The sequence below is a fragment of the Micromonospora sp. NPDC023869 genome (genome assembly GCF_055559695.1).
Genome location: NZ_JBVHKD010000001.1, coordinates 23,856 through 38,984, shown reverse-complemented (window position 1 = coordinate 38,984; position 15,129 = coordinate 23,856). Strand labels below are relative to the sequence as shown.

The 15,129-nt window shown below is 71.6% G+C and carries 14 protein-coding genes and 1 tRNA gene; 5 read left to right on the top strand and 10 right to left on the bottom strand.

The features are described from left to right. Positions 1-25: 25 nt before the first annotated feature. The 3 genes from ACZ31C_RS00160 to ACZ31C_RS00150 all read left to right on the top strand — a co-directional run bounded on the left by ACZ31C_RS00160 (position 26) and on the right by ACZ31C_RS00150 (position 1,503). Positions 26-106, top strand: a tRNA-Leu gene (locus ACZ31C_RS00160). Positions 107-209: 103 nt separating this feature from the next. Beyond that, entirely contained in the window at positions 210-1,046 is an 837-nt protein-coding gene (locus ACZ31C_RS00155; protein ID WP_131055973.1) for a Bax inhibitor-1/YccA family protein, read from the top strand. A gap of 124 nt (positions 1,047-1,170) precedes the next feature. Next, positions 1,171-1,503 (top strand): hypothetical protein, encoded by a 333-nt coding sequence (locus ACZ31C_RS00150; RefSeq protein WP_465793544.1) that lies wholly within the window; start codon positions 1,171-1,173, stop codon positions 1,501-1,503. A 7-nt stretch (positions 1,504-1,510) separates the two neighbouring features. Here ACZ31C_RS00150 and ACZ31C_RS00145 read toward each other — a convergent pair whose 3' ends face one another. The 3 genes from ACZ31C_RS00145 to ACZ31C_RS00135 all read right to left on the bottom strand — a co-directional run bounded on the left by ACZ31C_RS00145 (position 1,511) and on the right by ACZ31C_RS00135 (position 4,764). Continuing rightward, positions 1,511-2,770 carry an acetyl-CoA C-acetyltransferase gene (locus ACZ31C_RS00145; protein WP_465793543.1) on the bottom strand — a complete coding sequence of 420 codons (1,260 nt, stop codon included), beginning with the start codon at positions 2,768-2,770 and terminating at the stop codon, positions 1,511-1,513. 88 nt (positions 2,771-2,858) lie between these two features. Further along, the gene (locus ACZ31C_RS00140; protein WP_465793542.1) at positions 2,859-3,650 is read right to left on the bottom strand and encodes an SGNH/GDSL hydrolase family protein; all 792 of its coding nucleotides are present in this window, start codon (positions 3,648-3,650) and stop codon (positions 2,859-2,861) included. Positions 3,651-3,711: 61 nt separating this feature from the next. After that, a complete protein-coding gene (locus tag ACZ31C_RS00135) occupies positions 3,712-4,764 on the bottom strand; it encodes an SGNH/GDSL hydrolase family protein (RefSeq protein ID WP_465793541.1) in 1,053 nt (350 codons plus the stop codon). Between the two features lie 162 nt (positions 4,765-4,926). Between ACZ31C_RS00135 and ACZ31C_RS00130 the strand changes: the two genes are divergently transcribed. After that, positions 4,927-5,283 carry a YkvA family protein gene (locus ACZ31C_RS00130; protein WP_396740573.1) on the top strand — a complete coding sequence of 119 codons (357 nt, stop codon included), beginning with the start codon at positions 4,927-4,929 and terminating at the stop codon, positions 5,281-5,283. Between the two features lie 81 nt (positions 5,284-5,364). Next, on the top strand, positions 5,365-6,735 hold the full coding sequence (locus ACZ31C_RS00125) for a cystathionine beta-synthase (protein WP_465793540.1): 1,371 nt from the start codon (positions 5,365-5,367) through the stop codon (positions 6,733-6,735). A 135-nt stretch (positions 6,736-6,870) separates the two neighbouring features. On the opposite strand, the gene ACZ31C_RS00120 is transcribed toward ACZ31C_RS00125, so the two are convergent. The 7 genes from ACZ31C_RS00120 to msrA form a co-directional block, all read right to left on the bottom strand. After that, positions 6,871-7,197 carry a DUF6506 family protein gene (locus ACZ31C_RS00120; protein WP_465793539.1) on the bottom strand — a complete coding sequence of 109 codons (327 nt, stop codon included), beginning with the start codon at positions 7,195-7,197 and terminating at the stop codon, positions 6,871-6,873. Between the two features lie 335 nt (positions 7,198-7,532). After that, on the bottom strand, positions 7,533-8,042 hold the full coding sequence (locus ACZ31C_RS00115; RefSeq protein WP_465793538.1) for a GNAT family N-acetyltransferase: 510 nt from the start codon (positions 8,040-8,042) through the stop codon (positions 7,533-7,535). Continuing rightward, positions 8,039-8,968 carry a ribonuclease Z gene (locus ACZ31C_RS00110; RefSeq protein WP_465793537.1) on the bottom strand — a complete coding sequence of 310 codons (930 nt, stop codon included), beginning with the start codon at positions 8,966-8,968 and terminating at the stop codon, positions 8,039-8,041. Before ACZ31C_RS00110 ends, ACZ31C_RS00115 begins: the two co-directional genes overlap by 4 nt. 336 nt (positions 8,969-9,304) lie before the next feature. Next, positions 9,305-10,495, bottom strand: coding sequence for an osmoprotectant NAGGN system M42 family peptidase (locus ACZ31C_RS00105; RefSeq protein ID WP_396740566.1), 1,191 nt, complete (start codon positions 10,493-10,495; stop codon positions 9,305-9,307). Then, on the bottom strand, positions 10,492-12,387 hold the full coding sequence (gene ngg, locus ACZ31C_RS00100; protein ID WP_465793536.1) for an N-acetylglutaminylglutamine synthetase: 1,896 nt from the start codon (positions 12,385-12,387) through the stop codon (positions 10,492-10,494). Before ngg ends, ACZ31C_RS00105 begins: the two co-directional genes overlap by 4 nt. 2 nt (positions 12,388-12,389) lie before the next feature. Then, positions 12,390-14,174, bottom strand: coding sequence for an N-acetylglutaminylglutamine amidotransferase (locus ACZ31C_RS00095; protein ID WP_465793535.1), 1,785 nt, complete (start codon positions 14,172-14,174; stop codon positions 12,390-12,392). Between the two features lie 251 nt (positions 14,175-14,425). After that, positions 14,426-15,088, bottom strand: a complete 663-nt coding sequence (gene msrA, locus ACZ31C_RS00090; RefSeq protein ID WP_396692662.1) for a peptide-methionine (S)-S-oxide reductase MsrA — start codon at positions 15,086-15,088, stop codon at positions 14,426-14,428. Between the last annotated feature and the right edge of the window lie 41 nt (positions 15,089-15,129).

Here is a 15,129-nt window from a genome sequence, read left to right as displayed (position 1 = left end):
GCGTGTCGTCGCGTCGGGGTCACCCGCCCGGGTGGTGGAACGGCAGACACGGCCGCCTTAAAAGCGGCTGCCGCAAGGCGTGCGGGTTCGACCCCCGCCCCGGGCACTCTCAGGGTTCCCTCAGCATTCCGATCGACACCGCGCTGCTCCGGCCGTTTACTCTTGTAGCGCGCGTTGACGTGCCACGACCCCCTTAGGGAGGCCAGAGAGTGAAGACTTCGAACCCGGTGCTCGCCCGGCTCGGCCAGGCGGCCGAGCGGGAGCGTGCCGCCGGGTACGCCCCGACCGGGCCGTACGGACAGCCCGGATACCCCCAGCAGCAGTACCCGCCGCAGGCCGGTTACCCCGGTGCGCCGGGTTACCCGTCCGCGCCGCCGGCGGTCACCCCCATGTCGATCGACGACGTGGTGGTCAAGACCGTCATGCTCCTGGCCATCGTCGGTGTGACCGGCGCGGCGGCCTGGGTGATGGTGCCCGACGCGCTGCTCGGCGTCGCCTGGATCGGTGCCGCCGTCGTGGGCCTCGTGCTCGGCATGATCATCTCGTTCTCCAAGATGGCGAACCCGGCTCTGGTCATCGCGTACGCGGTGGTCCAGGGTGTGCTCGTCGGCGCGGTGAGCAAGTTCTTCGAGTCGCTGTACGACGGCATCGTGATCCAGGCGGTGACCGCCACCTTCGGTGTCTTCTTCGTGATGACCATGCTCTACCGGGCGAAGGTCATCCGGGCGACGCCGAAGTTCGTCAAGGGCATGGTCGCCGTGATGGCGGGTCTCTTCGCCGTCATGCTGATCAACCTGGTGCTGGCGATGTTCGGTGTGAACACCGGTCTGCGTGACGGCAGCCCGCTGGCCATCGGGTTCAGCATCGTCTGCATCGTGGTCGCCTCGCTGAGCTTCATCCTCAGCTTCAAGGAGGTCGAGGACGGCGTCCGGATGGGCCTGCCGCAGCGCTACTCCTGGGTCGCCGCCTTCGGCATCCTGGTCAGCCTGATCTGGCTCTACATCGAGATGCTGCGCCTGCTGAGCTACTTCCAAGGCGACGACTGACCATCGCCGCCCAGCGACCGACCGGCGCCCGCCCCACCCGGGGCGGGCGCCGTCGTTCGTAGCCGCACCCGTCGCCGACGGCGGCCATGATCGCCGGCTCCGGGCCGGTGCGTACAGTGCGGGGATGGGCGATTCGCAGGGGCGGGACGAGGTGGGGCGAGGCGTGGAACTGCTGGTGCGGCAGGTGGGGCACTGGCAGCACGCCCGCTGGGCGGCCCCCGCCTCCCGAGGCAACGTGTCCCGGGCGGACCTGGTGCACCGGTTGGTGCAGGAGATCGCCAACCTGGCCGCCGACGCGGAGGGGCAGCCCCGGCGCAGCGTGCCCCGGCTCGACAACGACCTCGTCCTGCCCGACCAGCTCCGGGTGGTCGCCGCCGACCTGCTGGCCGCCGGTCCGCCCGAGGAGACGCTGGCGCGGGCCGCGACCGAGGTGGCCGCGACCCGCACCGCGCTCTAGGACCGCCTCAGTTCAGGCGTTCGAGGACCATCGCCATGCCCTGCCCGCCGCCGACGCACATGGTCTCCAGGCCGATGGTCTTGTCGTGCCACTGCAACGCGTTCAGCAGCGTGCCGGTGATCCGGGCACCGGTCATCCCGAAGGGGTGACCGACCGCGATCGCGCCGCCGGCCACGTTCAGCTTCTCCTCGGGGATGCCGAGCTGCCGGTACGACGGGATCACCTGAGCCGCGAACGCCTCGTTGATCTCCACCAGGTCGACGTCGTCGATGGTCATGCCGGCCCGCGCCAGCGCCTGCCGGCTGGCCTCGACCGGACCGAGTCCCATGATCTCCGGCGAGAGCGCGGTGACGCCGGTCGAGACGATCCGGGCCAGCGGGGTGACCCCTAACTCCTCGGCCCGCTGGCCGCTCATCACGACCACGGCGGCGGCCCCGTCGTTGAGCGGGCAGCAGTTGCCGGCGGTGATCCGCCCGTCCGGCCGGAACACCGGCTTGAGTGCGGAGACGGCCTCCAGCGTCACCCCGGCACGCGGGCCGTCGTCGGCGGAGACCACGGTGCCGTCCGGCGTGGTGACCGGGGTGATCTCACGGGCCCAGAAGCCGTCGGCGATCGCCTTCTCCGCCAGGTTCTGGCTGCGGACGCCAAAGGCGTCCATGTCGGCGCGGCTGACGTCGTGCACCTGGGCCAGGTTCTCGGCGGTCTGCCCCATGGCCAGGTAGACGTCGGGGAGTGCGCCCTGCTCACGGGGGTCGGTCCAGACCGGGGCGCCGGCCTCCGTACGGCTCTTGGAACGGTCCCGCGCCTCGGCGAACCGGGGGTTCTCCCAGCGTCCGAGCAGGGCCTGTGCCTCCGGGGGCAGGACGTCGGAGTTGCCCCGGGCGTAGCGGGAGACGGTCTCGACACCGGCGGAGACGAAGACATCGCCCTCACCGGCCCGGATCGCGTGCATCGCCATCCGGGTGGTCTGCAGGGACGAGGCGCAGTAACGGGTGGTCGTTGCGCCGGGCAGGCCGTCGAGGCCCATCAGCACGGCCACCACCCGGGCCATGTTGAAGCCCTGCTCGCCGCCGGGCAGACCACACCCCAGATAGAGATCGTCGATCTCGCGTGGGTCGAGTTGGGGGATCTTGTCCAGGGCAGCCTGCACGATGGTGGCGGCGAGGTCGTCCGGCCGGACATCACGGAGGGAACCCTTGTGGGCCCGGCCGATGGGGGAGCGGGCGGTGGCGACGATCACGGCGTCGCGGGACGACTCAATCGGCATGGGCACACGCTAACTCGGTAGTAACTTGCAGCGGAAGTTTTCCGCAGTCGGGAAATGTCACCCCGCCGGGGCGGCCGATCGACCCAGTTCAGCGGCGAGGCGTCACCGCCGCTGCGGCGACCACGGCCGGCAGCAGTGCGTGCGCCCAGACCCGGTACCCGTCCGCCGAGGGGTGGTAGCCGTCGTGGCAGAACGTGCCCGCGTCGGCCCGGAACACCGGACCGGTCTCGGTGGCCAGGTCGACGACCGTGCCACCGGCGTCCAGGACCGCGCCGGTCTGCGCCCGCGCCACCCAGCGCCCCACCAGGCCGACGACTTGACGCAGGGGAGGGGCGATCGCGCGTACCGCGCCCAGGTCCGGACAGGTGCCGACGACGACCTCCACGCCCGCCTGGCGCAGCCGGTGCACGGCCGCCCCGAGGTAGGCGGCGGCGTCGGCCGGGCGGCGCATGCCGGTCACGTCGTTCGCGCCGACCAGGATGACCGCGACGTCCGGCCGCTCGCCGAGCAGCGCTCGGGCCACCTGGGTGGCCAGGTCGGTCGAGCGGGAACCGGAGACGCCGACGCTGGACAGGTGCACCTGCCGCCCGGCGGGCCCCTCGGCGAGCAACTCGGCCAGTTGACCGCCGATGGTGTCGCCCAGCCGGTCGACCCCGACGCCGAGCGCCGAGGAGTCGCCGAGCAGCACCAGCCGCAGCACCGGCGCGCCGCTGCGGCCGACCGTGGCCCGCAACGCGAGCCCCAGCTCCGGCTGGGCGTACCGGCGGTTGCGCGCCGCCACGGCCTGTCCGGCCAGGACGGCGGCACCACCGAGCGTGCTGGCGAGCAGGGAGACGGCGGCGGTGCGGGCGACCCGGGCACCGGGAGAGAGCCCGGTCATCGTGTCGCTCCCAGGCGCGTACCGGCAAACCGTGACCCGTGCTGCGGCCTGATCCGCTCAGTCATCTGAGTCCCTCCACTGCGGGTGAGTCGATCGCGGAGGCCGGCTGTGGCGTCGCGCCGCCCCCGAAGAAGCCCCGGCGGCGAAGCTGTGCCCACCGACCGGCCGGCCCGCTCTCCCTGCCGCGGACCTGCGTGCCGCTGACCTCCGTCCCCGGGTGCTGGGCCGCTTCCTGAGCGGCCTTCGGCAATGACCGTACGCCTTCCGGGCGTATGCGCGAAGGCCCGCGTTCGGCGCCCTGCGAGAGCGCGGAGACCACCGTGGGCAACAGGGCCGCGGCGGCGGCCGCGTAACCCTCGGCGGACGGGTGGAACCGGTCCCAGGCGAACATCCGCCCCGGCTCGGCGTCGAACCGGGGACCGAGCAGGTCACCGAGGGAGACCGTCCAGCCGCCCGCCGACACGACCGCGACGGTCTGGGCGGCGGCGAGTTGCCGACTCCACCGACGGGCCAGCCAGCGCAGCGGCGGCTGGATCGGCCGGATCGCCCCCAGGTCGGGACAGGTGCCGACGACCACCTCGGCGCCCGCCGCCCGTAGCGCGCGGACCCCCTCGGCGAGATGGCGGATGGCCAGGGCGGGCGGCGTCCGGTTGGTCACGTCGTTGGCGCCGATCAGGATCACCGCCACGTCGGGATCGCACTCCAGGGCCGCCTCGACCTGAAAGCGCAGGCCCGCCGAGATGGCGCCGACCACGGCGAAGCGGTGCAGCCGGACCGGCCGTCGCAGCCGCCGGGACAGGCCGGTCGCCAGTAGGGCACCGGGCGTCTCGCGGCGGCGGTGCACGCCGTAGCCGGCGGCCGAGGAGTCACCGAGCACGACCACGGTGATCGGCGTACCCGGGAACTTCGCACCGTAGACCCCGTCGCAGCGCGGCGGTGGCGCCTCGGCCATCGGGATGGTCCGCCGGGCCTGCCGGGCCTGGCCGAACAGCACTCCGGTGGTGGCCGCCGCGGCGGCCACCGAGGCACCGGTGCCGATGGCCGCGAGGCGGGCCACCCGCCGCGCGCGCTGCCAGCGCGGACGCTCCGAGACGACGGAATCAACCACCCCCATGAGGCGACACTAGCGCGCGGGTACGACGGCTCGCTGTCGTCGAGGACTCTGCACGGATGCCTGGAAAACGACCGATCTGGGTACTTGGCGCTGCGGCGTCGTGTGACGGATCGTGGAGGTTGCGCCGGGTCGTCACGCTGCACGGTGGAGAGGAGCACGACGATGGCTAAGACGTTGAAGCGGGGTGCGGCGTTCGTGGCCCTGGCCCGGGCGCTGACGGCCGGTGCCCGGGGCGGTCCGTCGATCGGCGCGCGGGTCGGGGCGCTGCCCAGGATGATCTCGGCCACCGCACGCGGCCAGTACGACGGCGGCCTGCGGTTGGCGATGATGACGGCGGCCACGGCCTACATCGTCTCGCCGATCGACGCCGTACCGGAGATGTTCCTGACGGTGTTCGGGCTGATCGACGACGCGGTCATGGTGACCTGGTTGGCCGGCGCGGTGCTGGCCGAGACCGAGCGTTTCCTGGAGTGGGAGGCGCGGGGCGGCTCCGTGATCCCGGGGCACGTGGTGCCCTGACCCGACGTACCCTGGGCGCGGGAATCACGCGATCACCCGCCCGGCCTCCGGCGCCGGCGCCGGAGGAAAGGGCACAACGAGGTGCAGTACTACGACAACGTCGTCGAGATGATCGGCAACACCCCGCTGGTACGTCTGCGTACCGTCGCCGAGGGCATCCAGGCGACCGTGCTGGCGAAGGTGGAGTACCTCAACCCCGGCGGCTCGGTCAAGGACCGGATCGCGGTGCGGATGGTCGAGGACGCCGAGGCCGCCGGCATCCTCCGGCCCGGTGGCACCATCGTCGAGCCGACCAGCGGCAACACCGGTGTCGGGCTGGCCCTGGTGGCGCAGCTCAAGGGCTACCGGTGCGTGTTCGTCTGCCCCGACAAGGTCAGCCAGGACAAGCAGGACGTGCTGCGGGCGTACGGCGCCGAGGTGGTCGTCTGCCCGACCGCCGTCGCCCCCGAGGACCCCCGCTCGTACTACAACGTCTCCGACCGGCTGGCCCGGGAGATCCCCGGCGCCTGGAAGCCCAACCAGTACGCCAACCCGGCCAACCCCCGCTCGCACTACGAGACCACCGGGCCGGAGCTGTGGAAGCAGACCGAGGGCCGGATCACGCACTTCGTCGCGGGCGTCGGCACCGGCGGCACCATCTCCGGCATCGGGCGCTACCTGAAGGAGGCGTCCGGCGGCAAGGTCAAGGTCATCGGCGCGGACCCGGAGGGCTCGGTCTACTCCGGTGGCACCGGCCGGCCGTACCTGGTCGAAGGGGTCGGTGAGGACTTCTGGCCGGAGACCTACGACCGGGACGTGGCCGACGAGATCATCGAGGTGTCGGACAAGCAGTCCTTCGAGATGACCCGGCGGCTGGCCCGCGAGGAGGGGCTGCTGGTCGGCGGCTCCTGCGGGATGGCGGCGGTGGCGGCGCTGGAGGTGGCCCGCGCCGCCGGACCGGACGACGTGATCGTGGTGCTGCTGCCCGACGGTGGCCGGGGCTACCTGTCCAAGATCTTCAACGACGCCTGGATGGCCCGCTACGGCTTCCTGGACAACTCCGGCTCGGAGCCGACCGTGGCGCAGGCGCTGGCCGCCAAGCCCGGTCAGCTTCCCGAGCTGGTCCACGTGCACCCCACCGAGACGGTCCGCGACGCGGTCGACTACATGCGCGAGTACGGCGTCTCGCAGCTCCCGGTGCTCAAGGCCGAGCCGCCGGTGGTGACCGGCGAGGTGGCCGGCTCGATCGCCGAGAAGGACCTGCTGGACGCGCTCTTCACCGGCCAGGCCCAACTGCACGACACGATCGAGCGGCACATGGGGCCGGCGCTGCCGATGATCGGTGGTGGCCAGCCGGTCAGCGAGGCGGTGAACCTGCTGGAGAAGTCCGACGCCGCGCTGGTGCTGATCGACGGCAAGCCCAAGGGCGTCCTCACCCGCCAGGACCTGCTCGCCCACCTCGGCGCCCGCTGAGGCGCAGGAGAGGGCCCGGCCAGCGCAGGGGCGGCCAGGCAACGATCATCACGTTGCCTGGCCGCCCGCTGGTCATCGAGACGACAGTCGACGGCCCCGCCCAGGCCCTGGCCCACCGGCTTGCGGCGGAGGCGGTCAGTCGGCCTGGGGCTGGTCGGCCTCGAACAGTTCACCGTATCGCGCCGCGCCGCGTACCGAGTCCACCGCGAAGGTCACGTGGCCGACGGGCACCCGCCCGCCGACGGCCTCGGCCACCCGTGCCGCCGCCGTCAGCGCGAACCCGCCGCAGAGTTCGATCAGCGCGACCCCCTCGGCCAGCAGATCCGCCGCCACGGCAGGAGCCATCGACGGGTCCGGCACGGGCACGAGGTAGGTGCGTTGGCCGTCGCGTTCGAGCACGACCCGGTCGTCGACGGGGTCGCTACCCGGGTGCTCGTAGATGTATGCCCAGGCAACCGTCATGAGACGATTCCTCCTCGTCGATCAGGAGACGTCGTACGAGGTCTGACCATAAGAGTTGATCTGGACTTGAGGTCAAGCCGACGACCAGGGCATAGGGCCTGTGTCGAAGTCCCTGGCCGGCCTGCGGCGGGCCCAGGCGACGACCGGCCGCGTTGGAAATTGGTCCGGATACAACACCGGTATCCGGACCAATTCCCGCCTTGCCGGACCGCCGCCTGGACTCTGCCTCGGCTCGACCGAGGACTTCGACCAGGCCCTAGGCGAACAGCGCGTTGATCTCGGGGTAGCTGACCGACGGTCGATTCGCAAGGTCGACCGCTGGCAGGGGCCGTTCCCTACAGGTCCCGGCCGTAGCGGAGTTGGGGGGTGGTGACGGGGCCGACGACCTCGTCCCGCTCGACGTCGGTCGGCTGCCAGCCACCGCGTTCGTAGAAGCGGCGGGCGTGGGTGTTCTCCCGCATCACCCAGAGCATCGCGCGGTGCCAGCCGCGCGCCCGCATGGTGTCCAGCGCGTCGACCATCAACGCGCGGCCGACGCCTCGGCCGCGTTCGGCCGGTTCCAGGTGGATGGCGTGCAGCAGCCCGGTCGCCGGTTGACCCTCGTCGTCTGGGCCGAGATAGCTGAAGCCGGCCAGCCGCCCGTCCCGCTCGGCCACCGTCATCCGGTGGTCGTCCCGCTCGTACGGCCACCGGGCCGCCCAGTACTCGCCGAACGCCTCCGGGCTCGGGTCGGCCAGCGCCTCGGGCGGCAGGAACGACGAGTACGCGGCGACGCGCGAACGCTGGTGCAGGGCGCCCACCGCCATCAGGTCGTCGACGGTTGCGGTACGCAGCGTGACAGTCACTCAGCCGAGGGTACCCGGCGGGGTGGCACCTGAACCGTGGTCAGATCCTCGGCGATCACCAGGTCTCCGTCGAAGTGCCGGCGCGCCTCCTCGGCGAAGCGGAGCGGGTCGCCGTAGCGCTGGGAGAAGTGGGTCAGCACGAGTCGGCGTACCCCCGACTCGGCCGCCACCCGCGCGGCCTGGCCGGCGGTGAGGTGCCCGACCTCGGCGGCGAGTGCCGCCTCCGACTCCAGGAACGTCGACTCGATCACCAGCAGGTCGGCCTGGTCGGCCAGCGCGTACACGCCGTCGCAGAGGCCGGTGTCCATCACGAAGGCGAACCGCTGCCCGGGGCGGGGCACGCTCACCTCCTCCCGGGTGACGCGACGCCCGTCCCGGTCGAGGTGGCCGACGCGCTGCAACTCGCCGACAGCCGGCCCGTCGATGCCGTACGCGGCCAGCTTCTCCGGCAGCATCCGGCAGCCGTCCGGCTCCACCAGCCGATACCCGTACGTGTCGACGGGGTGCCGTAGTCGGCGGGCCTCCAGCGTGCCGCAGCGCAGCGCGATGCGCTGCCCGTCCGCCTCGATCGGCGCGACGGCCAGCTCGGCGGTCTCGTGGAAGGAGCTGGCGTGCCGCAGTCGGGCGAAGTACTCGGCGCCCTCGACGGGGAAATGCACCGCCACCGGCCGCGAGACCCGGTCCAGGGAGAGGCGCTGGATGGTGCCGGGCAGGCCGAGGCAGTGGTCGCCGTGGAAGTGGGTGACGCAGATCCGGGTCAGGTCGGTGGCGGTGACCGTGGTGTGCAGCAGTTGCCGCTGGCTGCCCTCGCCCGGGTCGAAGAGGATCACCTCGTCGTCCCAGCGGAGCACGTACCCGTTGTGGTTGCGGGCCCGGGTCGGGGCCTGACTGGCCGTGCCCAGCACCACCAGCTCGCGCATCGACACGGCGACCTCCAGGGAGGGGACCCGGATAAAGGGCGACCCCCGGGGTTTCCGCGCGGACGCGGACCGACTGGACTGAGTCGGCACCCCGGGGGTCGGGTGGCTTGTCGTGGATTCGCCGCACCGCTGCCACACGGTCTCGACGCTTGTTACTGCCCGCCTGCGAACAGACGGTCACTGTCGAGGACAGCGGCTAGCGGACAGCCACCTCACGAGTCCGATTGCTATACAAGTCTGGACCACCTCCTTTCACGTGTACCGCCACGTTATCCAGCGGTGGCCGCACCGGCAACGGATTTCGATCACATCCGTCGGGACGGGCCGTGCCGGGCGTCCCGGTCAGTCCGGGGCGATGCCGATCGGGCCCTTGCGGGGGCCGTCCGCGCTGGCCGGCTGCACCGCCAGCGACGGGAAGTCGGCCAGATCACCCTCCGGCTCGGCGTCCCACTCGGGGAACACCAGGTCGCTCTGGAGATAGAGGCAGAGCAACTGGGCCAGGTGGTGCAGCCCGTCCAGGTGGGTGCGCTCGTGCCCGTGGGTGGCGTCGACGCCGAAGCCGAGCAGGGCCACCCGCGCGTGGGCGCCTGCCTCGACCGCCGCCGCCACGTCCGAGCGGTAGTAGTCGAAGACGTCGCGGACCAGGTCGACGTCGTGTTCACGGGCGATCGCCGCCAGGTTCCGGGTCAGGTGGTAGTCGAACGGCCCCACCCCGTCGCCCATCGCCAGGGTGGCGGCGTTCTCCCGGGACTGCTGCCCGGGGGCGACCACGGCCGCGTCCACCGAGACGATCTCGGCCACGTCCGGGTCGAGCCCGTGCGACGCGCCGTGGCCGATCTCCTCGGTCACGGTGACCAGCAGGTGCGCGGTGACGGCGGGCTTCACCCCCGCGTCGACCATCGCCTTCATCGCCGCCAGCACCGCCGCCACGCCGGCCTTGTCGTCCAGATGCCGCGACTTCACATAGCCGCTGGGCGTGACCGTCGGGTTGGGCAGGAACGCCACGAAGTCCCCCGCGTCGATGCCGAGCGCCCGCAGCCCGGCGATGTCCTCCACCGGCTCGTCGATGCGTACCTCGACCTGATCCCAGCCGATGCCCTGCTCGTCCACCGCCTCGTTGTAGCGGTGCCCGCTGGCCTTGAGCGGCAGCACCTGACCGGTGACCACCCGATCCAGGTCGTCGGTGAAGACCCGGACGTGCGCGCCCTCGGCGAACCGGGCGCTGTGCGTACCGATCGGGTTCAGCTCCAGCCGACCATTCTCCTTGAGCCGCTTGACCATCCCGCCGATGGTGTCGGTGTGTACCACGATCGCCCGGTCCGCCCCGGTTTCCCGGGGGCCGGGCAGGCAGGCGCTGAGCGCGCCCCGGCGAGTCAGCGTCGACGGGATGCCGAGTGCCGACAGGCGCTCACCGACGTACTGCTGCACGTGGTCGGTGCGCCCCGACGGGCTCGGGATGTCCAACAGCTCGACCATCACCTGACGCAGATAGTCGAGGTCGATGGGGAGCGGAGTGGTCTTGCGTACGGTCATGCCCCAGATGGTGCCGCACCGGCCGGGGTCCACAGCCGTTGCGGTGCCCGAGTCCCGGGGAAAAGCAGGTCCACGAAGCGTTCGGCGGTCGGCTGGGGCTCGTGGTTGGCCAGCCCCGGCCGCTCGTTGGCCTCGATGAAGACGTGTTCCGGCCGGTCCGGGGCGGGTACCAGCAGGTCGAGCCCGGTGACCGGGATGTCCAGCGCCCGACTGGCCGCCACGCACGCCTCCGCGATCATCGGGTGCAGCTCCCCGGTGACGTCGTGGATGGTGCCCCCGGTGTGCAGGTTCGCGGTCCGGCGTACGGCCAGCACCTGCCCCTCGGGCAGGACGTCGGTGAGCGCGTACCCGGCCTCGGCGACCACGTCCCGGGTCATCTCGTCGAGCGGGATGCGGGACTCACCACCCGTGGCGGCGGCCCGACGCCGGCTCTGCCGTGCGATCAGCTCGGTGATGTCGTGCACGCCGTCGCCGGTGATCGAGGCGGGTCGGCGTACGGCGGCGGCCACCACCTCGTGGTCGATCATCACGACGCGCAGGTCCTCACCGGTGCACAGCTCTTCCAGCAGCACCTCGGGACAGAACCGGGCGGCCAGTTCGACGGCGGCGGCCAACGCCTCGTCGGTGCGTACGCCGACGGTGATGCCGTTGCCCTGTTCGCCACGGGCCGGCTTGACCACCAGGTTGCCCACCTCGGACAGGAACTCGGCGTCGGCGGCGTCACCGGTGGCGGTCCGGCCACGCGGCACCGACAGGCCGGCCTCGGTCAGGATCCGGCGGGTGACCCGCTTGTCGTCGCAGCGGCTCATGGCCACCGCCGAGGTCAGCTCGGAGAGCGACTCCCGGGTGAGGATGGTCCGGCCGCCGCTGGTCAGCCGCAGCTCGCCCCAGGCCGCGTCGGTCACCTCCACCCGGATGCCCCGGCGCATCGCCTCGTCGGCGACGATCTTCGCGTACGGGTTGAGCTCGTCGTACCCGGCCGGCATGGCCGGCAGGAACAGCCGCTCGTTGATCGGGTTCTTCCGCTTCACGCAGAGCGTGGCGGTGCGATAGAAGCCGAGCCGCTCATAGAGCCGGATCGCCCCGGCGTTCTCGGCGAGCACCGAGAGGTCGACGTACGCGCGCCCCCGGGCCACCAGCCGGGTGGCCAGCTCGGTGATCAGCGCCTGGCCGGTGCCGGGCGGCGCCTGGTTGAAGTCGACCGTGAGGCACCAGAGGCTGGCCCCGTTGTCCGGGTCGTCGAAGACCGCCACGTGGTCGACGCCGGTGATGGTGCCGACGATCTCGCCGGTCGCCGCCTCTGCCACCAGGTGCAGGAAACGGTCCGTGGCGGCGTTGTCGACCAGGATGTCCACCGGGGCGGTGACCATGCCGTTGGCCGCGTAGATCCGGTTGACCGCGTCCGCGTCGGCGGCGTCACGCAGCCGGCGGATGCGTACCCCGGGCAACTCGCCACGCCCGTTCACGGCGGCCGGAGTGTCGGCGTTGCCGGCCTCCTCAGTCGTCCCGTCGGCCCGACGCGGACCCGACCTGGCCCCGCCCAGCGGCAGCCGGAAGGTCAGCGACGGGTCGATGAACAGCTCGTCGGGCAGGCGGGAGACCAGCACGTGCGGGTCCCGCAGATAGATGCAGATGTCGCGGGCGCCAGCCGCCTCGGAGCGCAGCACGTCGGCAACGGCGGCCTGGTCGGCGAAGGTCTGGCCGAAGACCAGCCGTCCCCACCCACAGTCGAGGATGACGCCCTCGTCGCCGCCGGCACGGTCGTCGTCGGTGGCGTCGCCGCCGGTGTTCGCGGCGATCGGATCACCGCCCGGCCCGACCCGCTCGTACCGTCGTCCCGCGCCTCGACCTCGGTCGGTCCGGGCCACCCCGGTCGCCAGGGTGTCGGTCACGGTCAGTCGATTCCGTGGCTCTGGAGCCACATTTCCAGGAGTCCGAGTTGCCACAGCTTGTTTCCGTTCAACGGGGTCAGTTCGGCGTTGGGCGCGTCGAGCAGGGCGTTGACGTAATCGGTGCGGAACAGGTCGCGGCGGCGGGCCTCGGGCGCGGAGAGCGCGTCCCGTACCCGGTCGAGGAGCTTGCCCTCCAGGTGGGTGAGGCCCGGGACCGGGAAGTAGCCCTTCGGCCGGTCGATGACCTCGTGTGGCAGCACCCGGCGGCCGATCTCCTTGAGCACCCCCTTGCCGCCCTGAGCCAACTTCAGCTCCGGCGGGCAGGCGGCGGCCAGTTCGACGAACTCGTGATCCAGGAAGGGCACCCGGGCCTCCAGCCCGTGCGCCATGGTCATGTTGTCGACCCGCTTGACCGGGTCGTCGGTGAGCATGATCTGCGTGTCGAGGCGCAGGCCGGCGTCGACGGCGGTCTGCGCGCCGGCCCGTGCCAGGTGCGCGGCGACGAACTCCCGCGCCGGGTCGGCGTCGGTGAGCCACTCCCGGTTGAGCACCCGGGCCAGGCCGCTCGCGTCGCGGTCGAAGAATGCCTTGGCGTACGTGTCGAGAGCCTGCTCGCGACCGACCTCCGCCAGCGGCGGGTACCAGTGGTAGCCGCCCAGGATCTCGTCGGCGCCCTGGCCGGACTGGACCACCTTGACGTGCCGGGAGACCTCCTGGCTGAGCAGGTAGAACGCGACACAGTCGTGGCTGACCATCGGCTCGCTCATGGCCGCCACGGCGGCCTCCAGCGGCGGCACCAGGTCCTGGGCGGCGATCCGGAGCTGGTGGTGGTCGGTGTCGAAGGTCTTGGCGACCACGTCGGAGTAGCGGAACTCGTCGCCCTCCCGGCCGCCGACCGCGTCGAAGCCGATCGAGAAGGTGGAGAGACCGCGCTGCCCCTCACCAGCGAGCAGGGCGACCACCAGGCTGGAGTCCAGGCCGCCGGAGAGCAGTACGCCCACCGGCACGTCGGCGACCATGCGACGCCGTACGGCGGTGGTCAGCGACTCCAGCAACGCGTCCTGCCAGTCCTTCTCCGACCAGCCGGAGTGTTCGTCCCGGCGCAGGAAGGACGGGTCCCAGTAGACGCGCTCGTGGGTGGCGCCGTCGGGCTCGTAGACCCGGACGGTGGCCGGGGGCAGCTTGGTGACGCCGCGCAGGATGGTGCGCGGCGGCGGCACGATGCTGTGGAAGCTGAGGTAGTGGGCGAGCGCCACCGGGTCGATGGTGGTGTCCACGCCGCCGCCCGCCACCAGGGCGGGCAGCGTGCTGGCGAAGCGCACGACGCCGGGCGACTCGGCGAGGTAGAGCGGCTTGATGCCGAGCCGGTCCCGGGCCAACACCAGGCGGCCGGTGTCCCGTTCGGTGATCGCCACGGCGAACATGCCGATCAGGTGGTCGACGAAGTCGAGCCCCCACTCGGCGTACGCCTTGATGACGACCTCGCTGTCGCCGCTGGAGAAGAAGTGGTGGCCCTTGGCCGCCAGTTCGGCGCGCAGCTCGCGGTAGTTGTAGATGCAGCCGTTGAAGACGCCGGTCAGGCCCGCGGCCGAGTCGACGATCGGTTGGCCGCTGGCGGCCGACAAGTCGATGATCTTCAGACGGCGATGGCCGAGGGCGACCGGCCCCTGGGCCCACACACCGCCACCGTCAGGGCCCCGGTCGCACATCGTGGCGGCCATTCGCTCCACCGTCCCGACGTCGGCACGCGACGCGTCCCGTCGGAACTCCCCAGCCAGTCCGCACATGCGAGCCAATGCTGCCAGACGTTGTTGCGATTCGCCTGTTGAGACCATGACGGTCGTGTAACAGCATTGCTAGAATCCGCGCCCGCACGATCAGCCGGACGACATCTGCCGGCGAGAGCGGGCAGAAGATGCCCGACTGCGGAGATCTGTCCGACTTGCCCCGGCTGTCGGCCTGTGACGAGCGCCGCAATTTGGATCATCGTGCCCGGTGCGTACCGGCCCGCCCATCGGGCGAGCCGGTCGCCAGAGGGTCAGCCGGTGGTGCGTGCCACTCCGACCGGGCAACTCAGCCCGTTCGGGCCGTGGTTGCAGTAGCCGTTCGGGTTCTTGGTCGGTGCCAGATACTGCTGGTGATAGTCCTCGGCAAGGAAATAGTCGCCGAGGCGGCTGATCTCCGTAGTGATCTCGCCCTTGCCCGCGCGGGCCACGATCGGCGCGAACGCCTCCCGGGACGCCTCGGCGGTGGCGTACTGCTCGTCGGTGGTGGTGTAGATCGTCGAGCGGTACTGCGTACCGACGTCGTTGCCCTGGCGCATGCCCTGGGTCGGGTCGTGGTTCTCCCAGAAGACCTTGAGCAGGTCCTCGTAGCTGATCGTGGCGGGGTCGTAGACGACCTGGACCACCTCGGCGTGCCCCGTCCCGCCGGAACAGACCTCCTCGTAGGTCGGATTCGGGGTGTAACCACCCGCATATCCGACGGAGGTGGTGTAGACGCCCGGGAGGGTCCAGAACAACCGCTCGGCACCCCAGAAACACCCCATGCCGAACACGGCGACCTGGGAGCCCTCGGGGAACGGCCCCTTGAGCGGGGTGCCCAGGACCTCGTGCCGGTCGGCGACCGGCATCGCGATCGGGCGGCCCGGCAGGGCCCGGTCAGGGGAGATCATTTCGGCCTTCATGCTGCGGAGGAACACGGTGGAACTCCTTTCGTACCTTCCCCGCGTGCAACACCGGC

What these genes read in the sequence shown, in the direction of transcription:
- ACZ31C_RS00105 (WP_396740566.1), bottom strand. Translation starts at nt 10,495, where the DNA reads ATGACCGTACGCAAGACCACTCCGCTCCCCATCGACCTCGACTATCTG.
- ACZ31C_RS00140 (WP_465793542.1), bottom strand. Translation starts at nt 3,650, where the DNA reads ATGACCGGGCTCTCTCCCGGTGCCCGGGTCGCCCGCACCGCCGCCGTC.
- ACZ31C_RS00145 (WP_465793543.1), bottom strand. Translation starts at nt 2,770, where the DNA reads ATGCCGATTGAGTCGTCCCGCGACGCCGTGATCGTCGCCACCGCCCGC.
- ACZ31C_RS00150 (WP_465793544.1), top strand. Translation starts at nt 1,171, where the DNA reads ATGGGCGATTCGCAGGGGCGGGACGAGGTGGGGCGAGGCGTGGAACTG.
- ACZ31C_RS00130 (WP_396740573.1), top strand. Translation starts at nt 4,927, where the DNA reads ATGGCTAAGACGTTGAAGCGGGGTGCGGCGTTCGTGGCCCTGGCCCGG.
- ACZ31C_RS00120 (WP_465793539.1), bottom strand. Translation starts at nt 7,197, where the DNA reads ATGACGGTTGCCTGGGCATACATCTACGAGCACCCGGGTAGCGACCCC.
- ACZ31C_RS00135 (WP_465793541.1), bottom strand. Translation starts at nt 4,764, where the DNA reads ATGGGGGTGGTTGATTCCGTCGTCTCGGAGCGTCCGCGCTGGCAGCGC.
- ACZ31C_RS00095 (WP_465793535.1), bottom strand. Translation starts at nt 14,174, where the DNA reads ATGTGCGGACTGGCTGGGGAGTTCCGACGGGACGCGTCGCGTGCCGAC.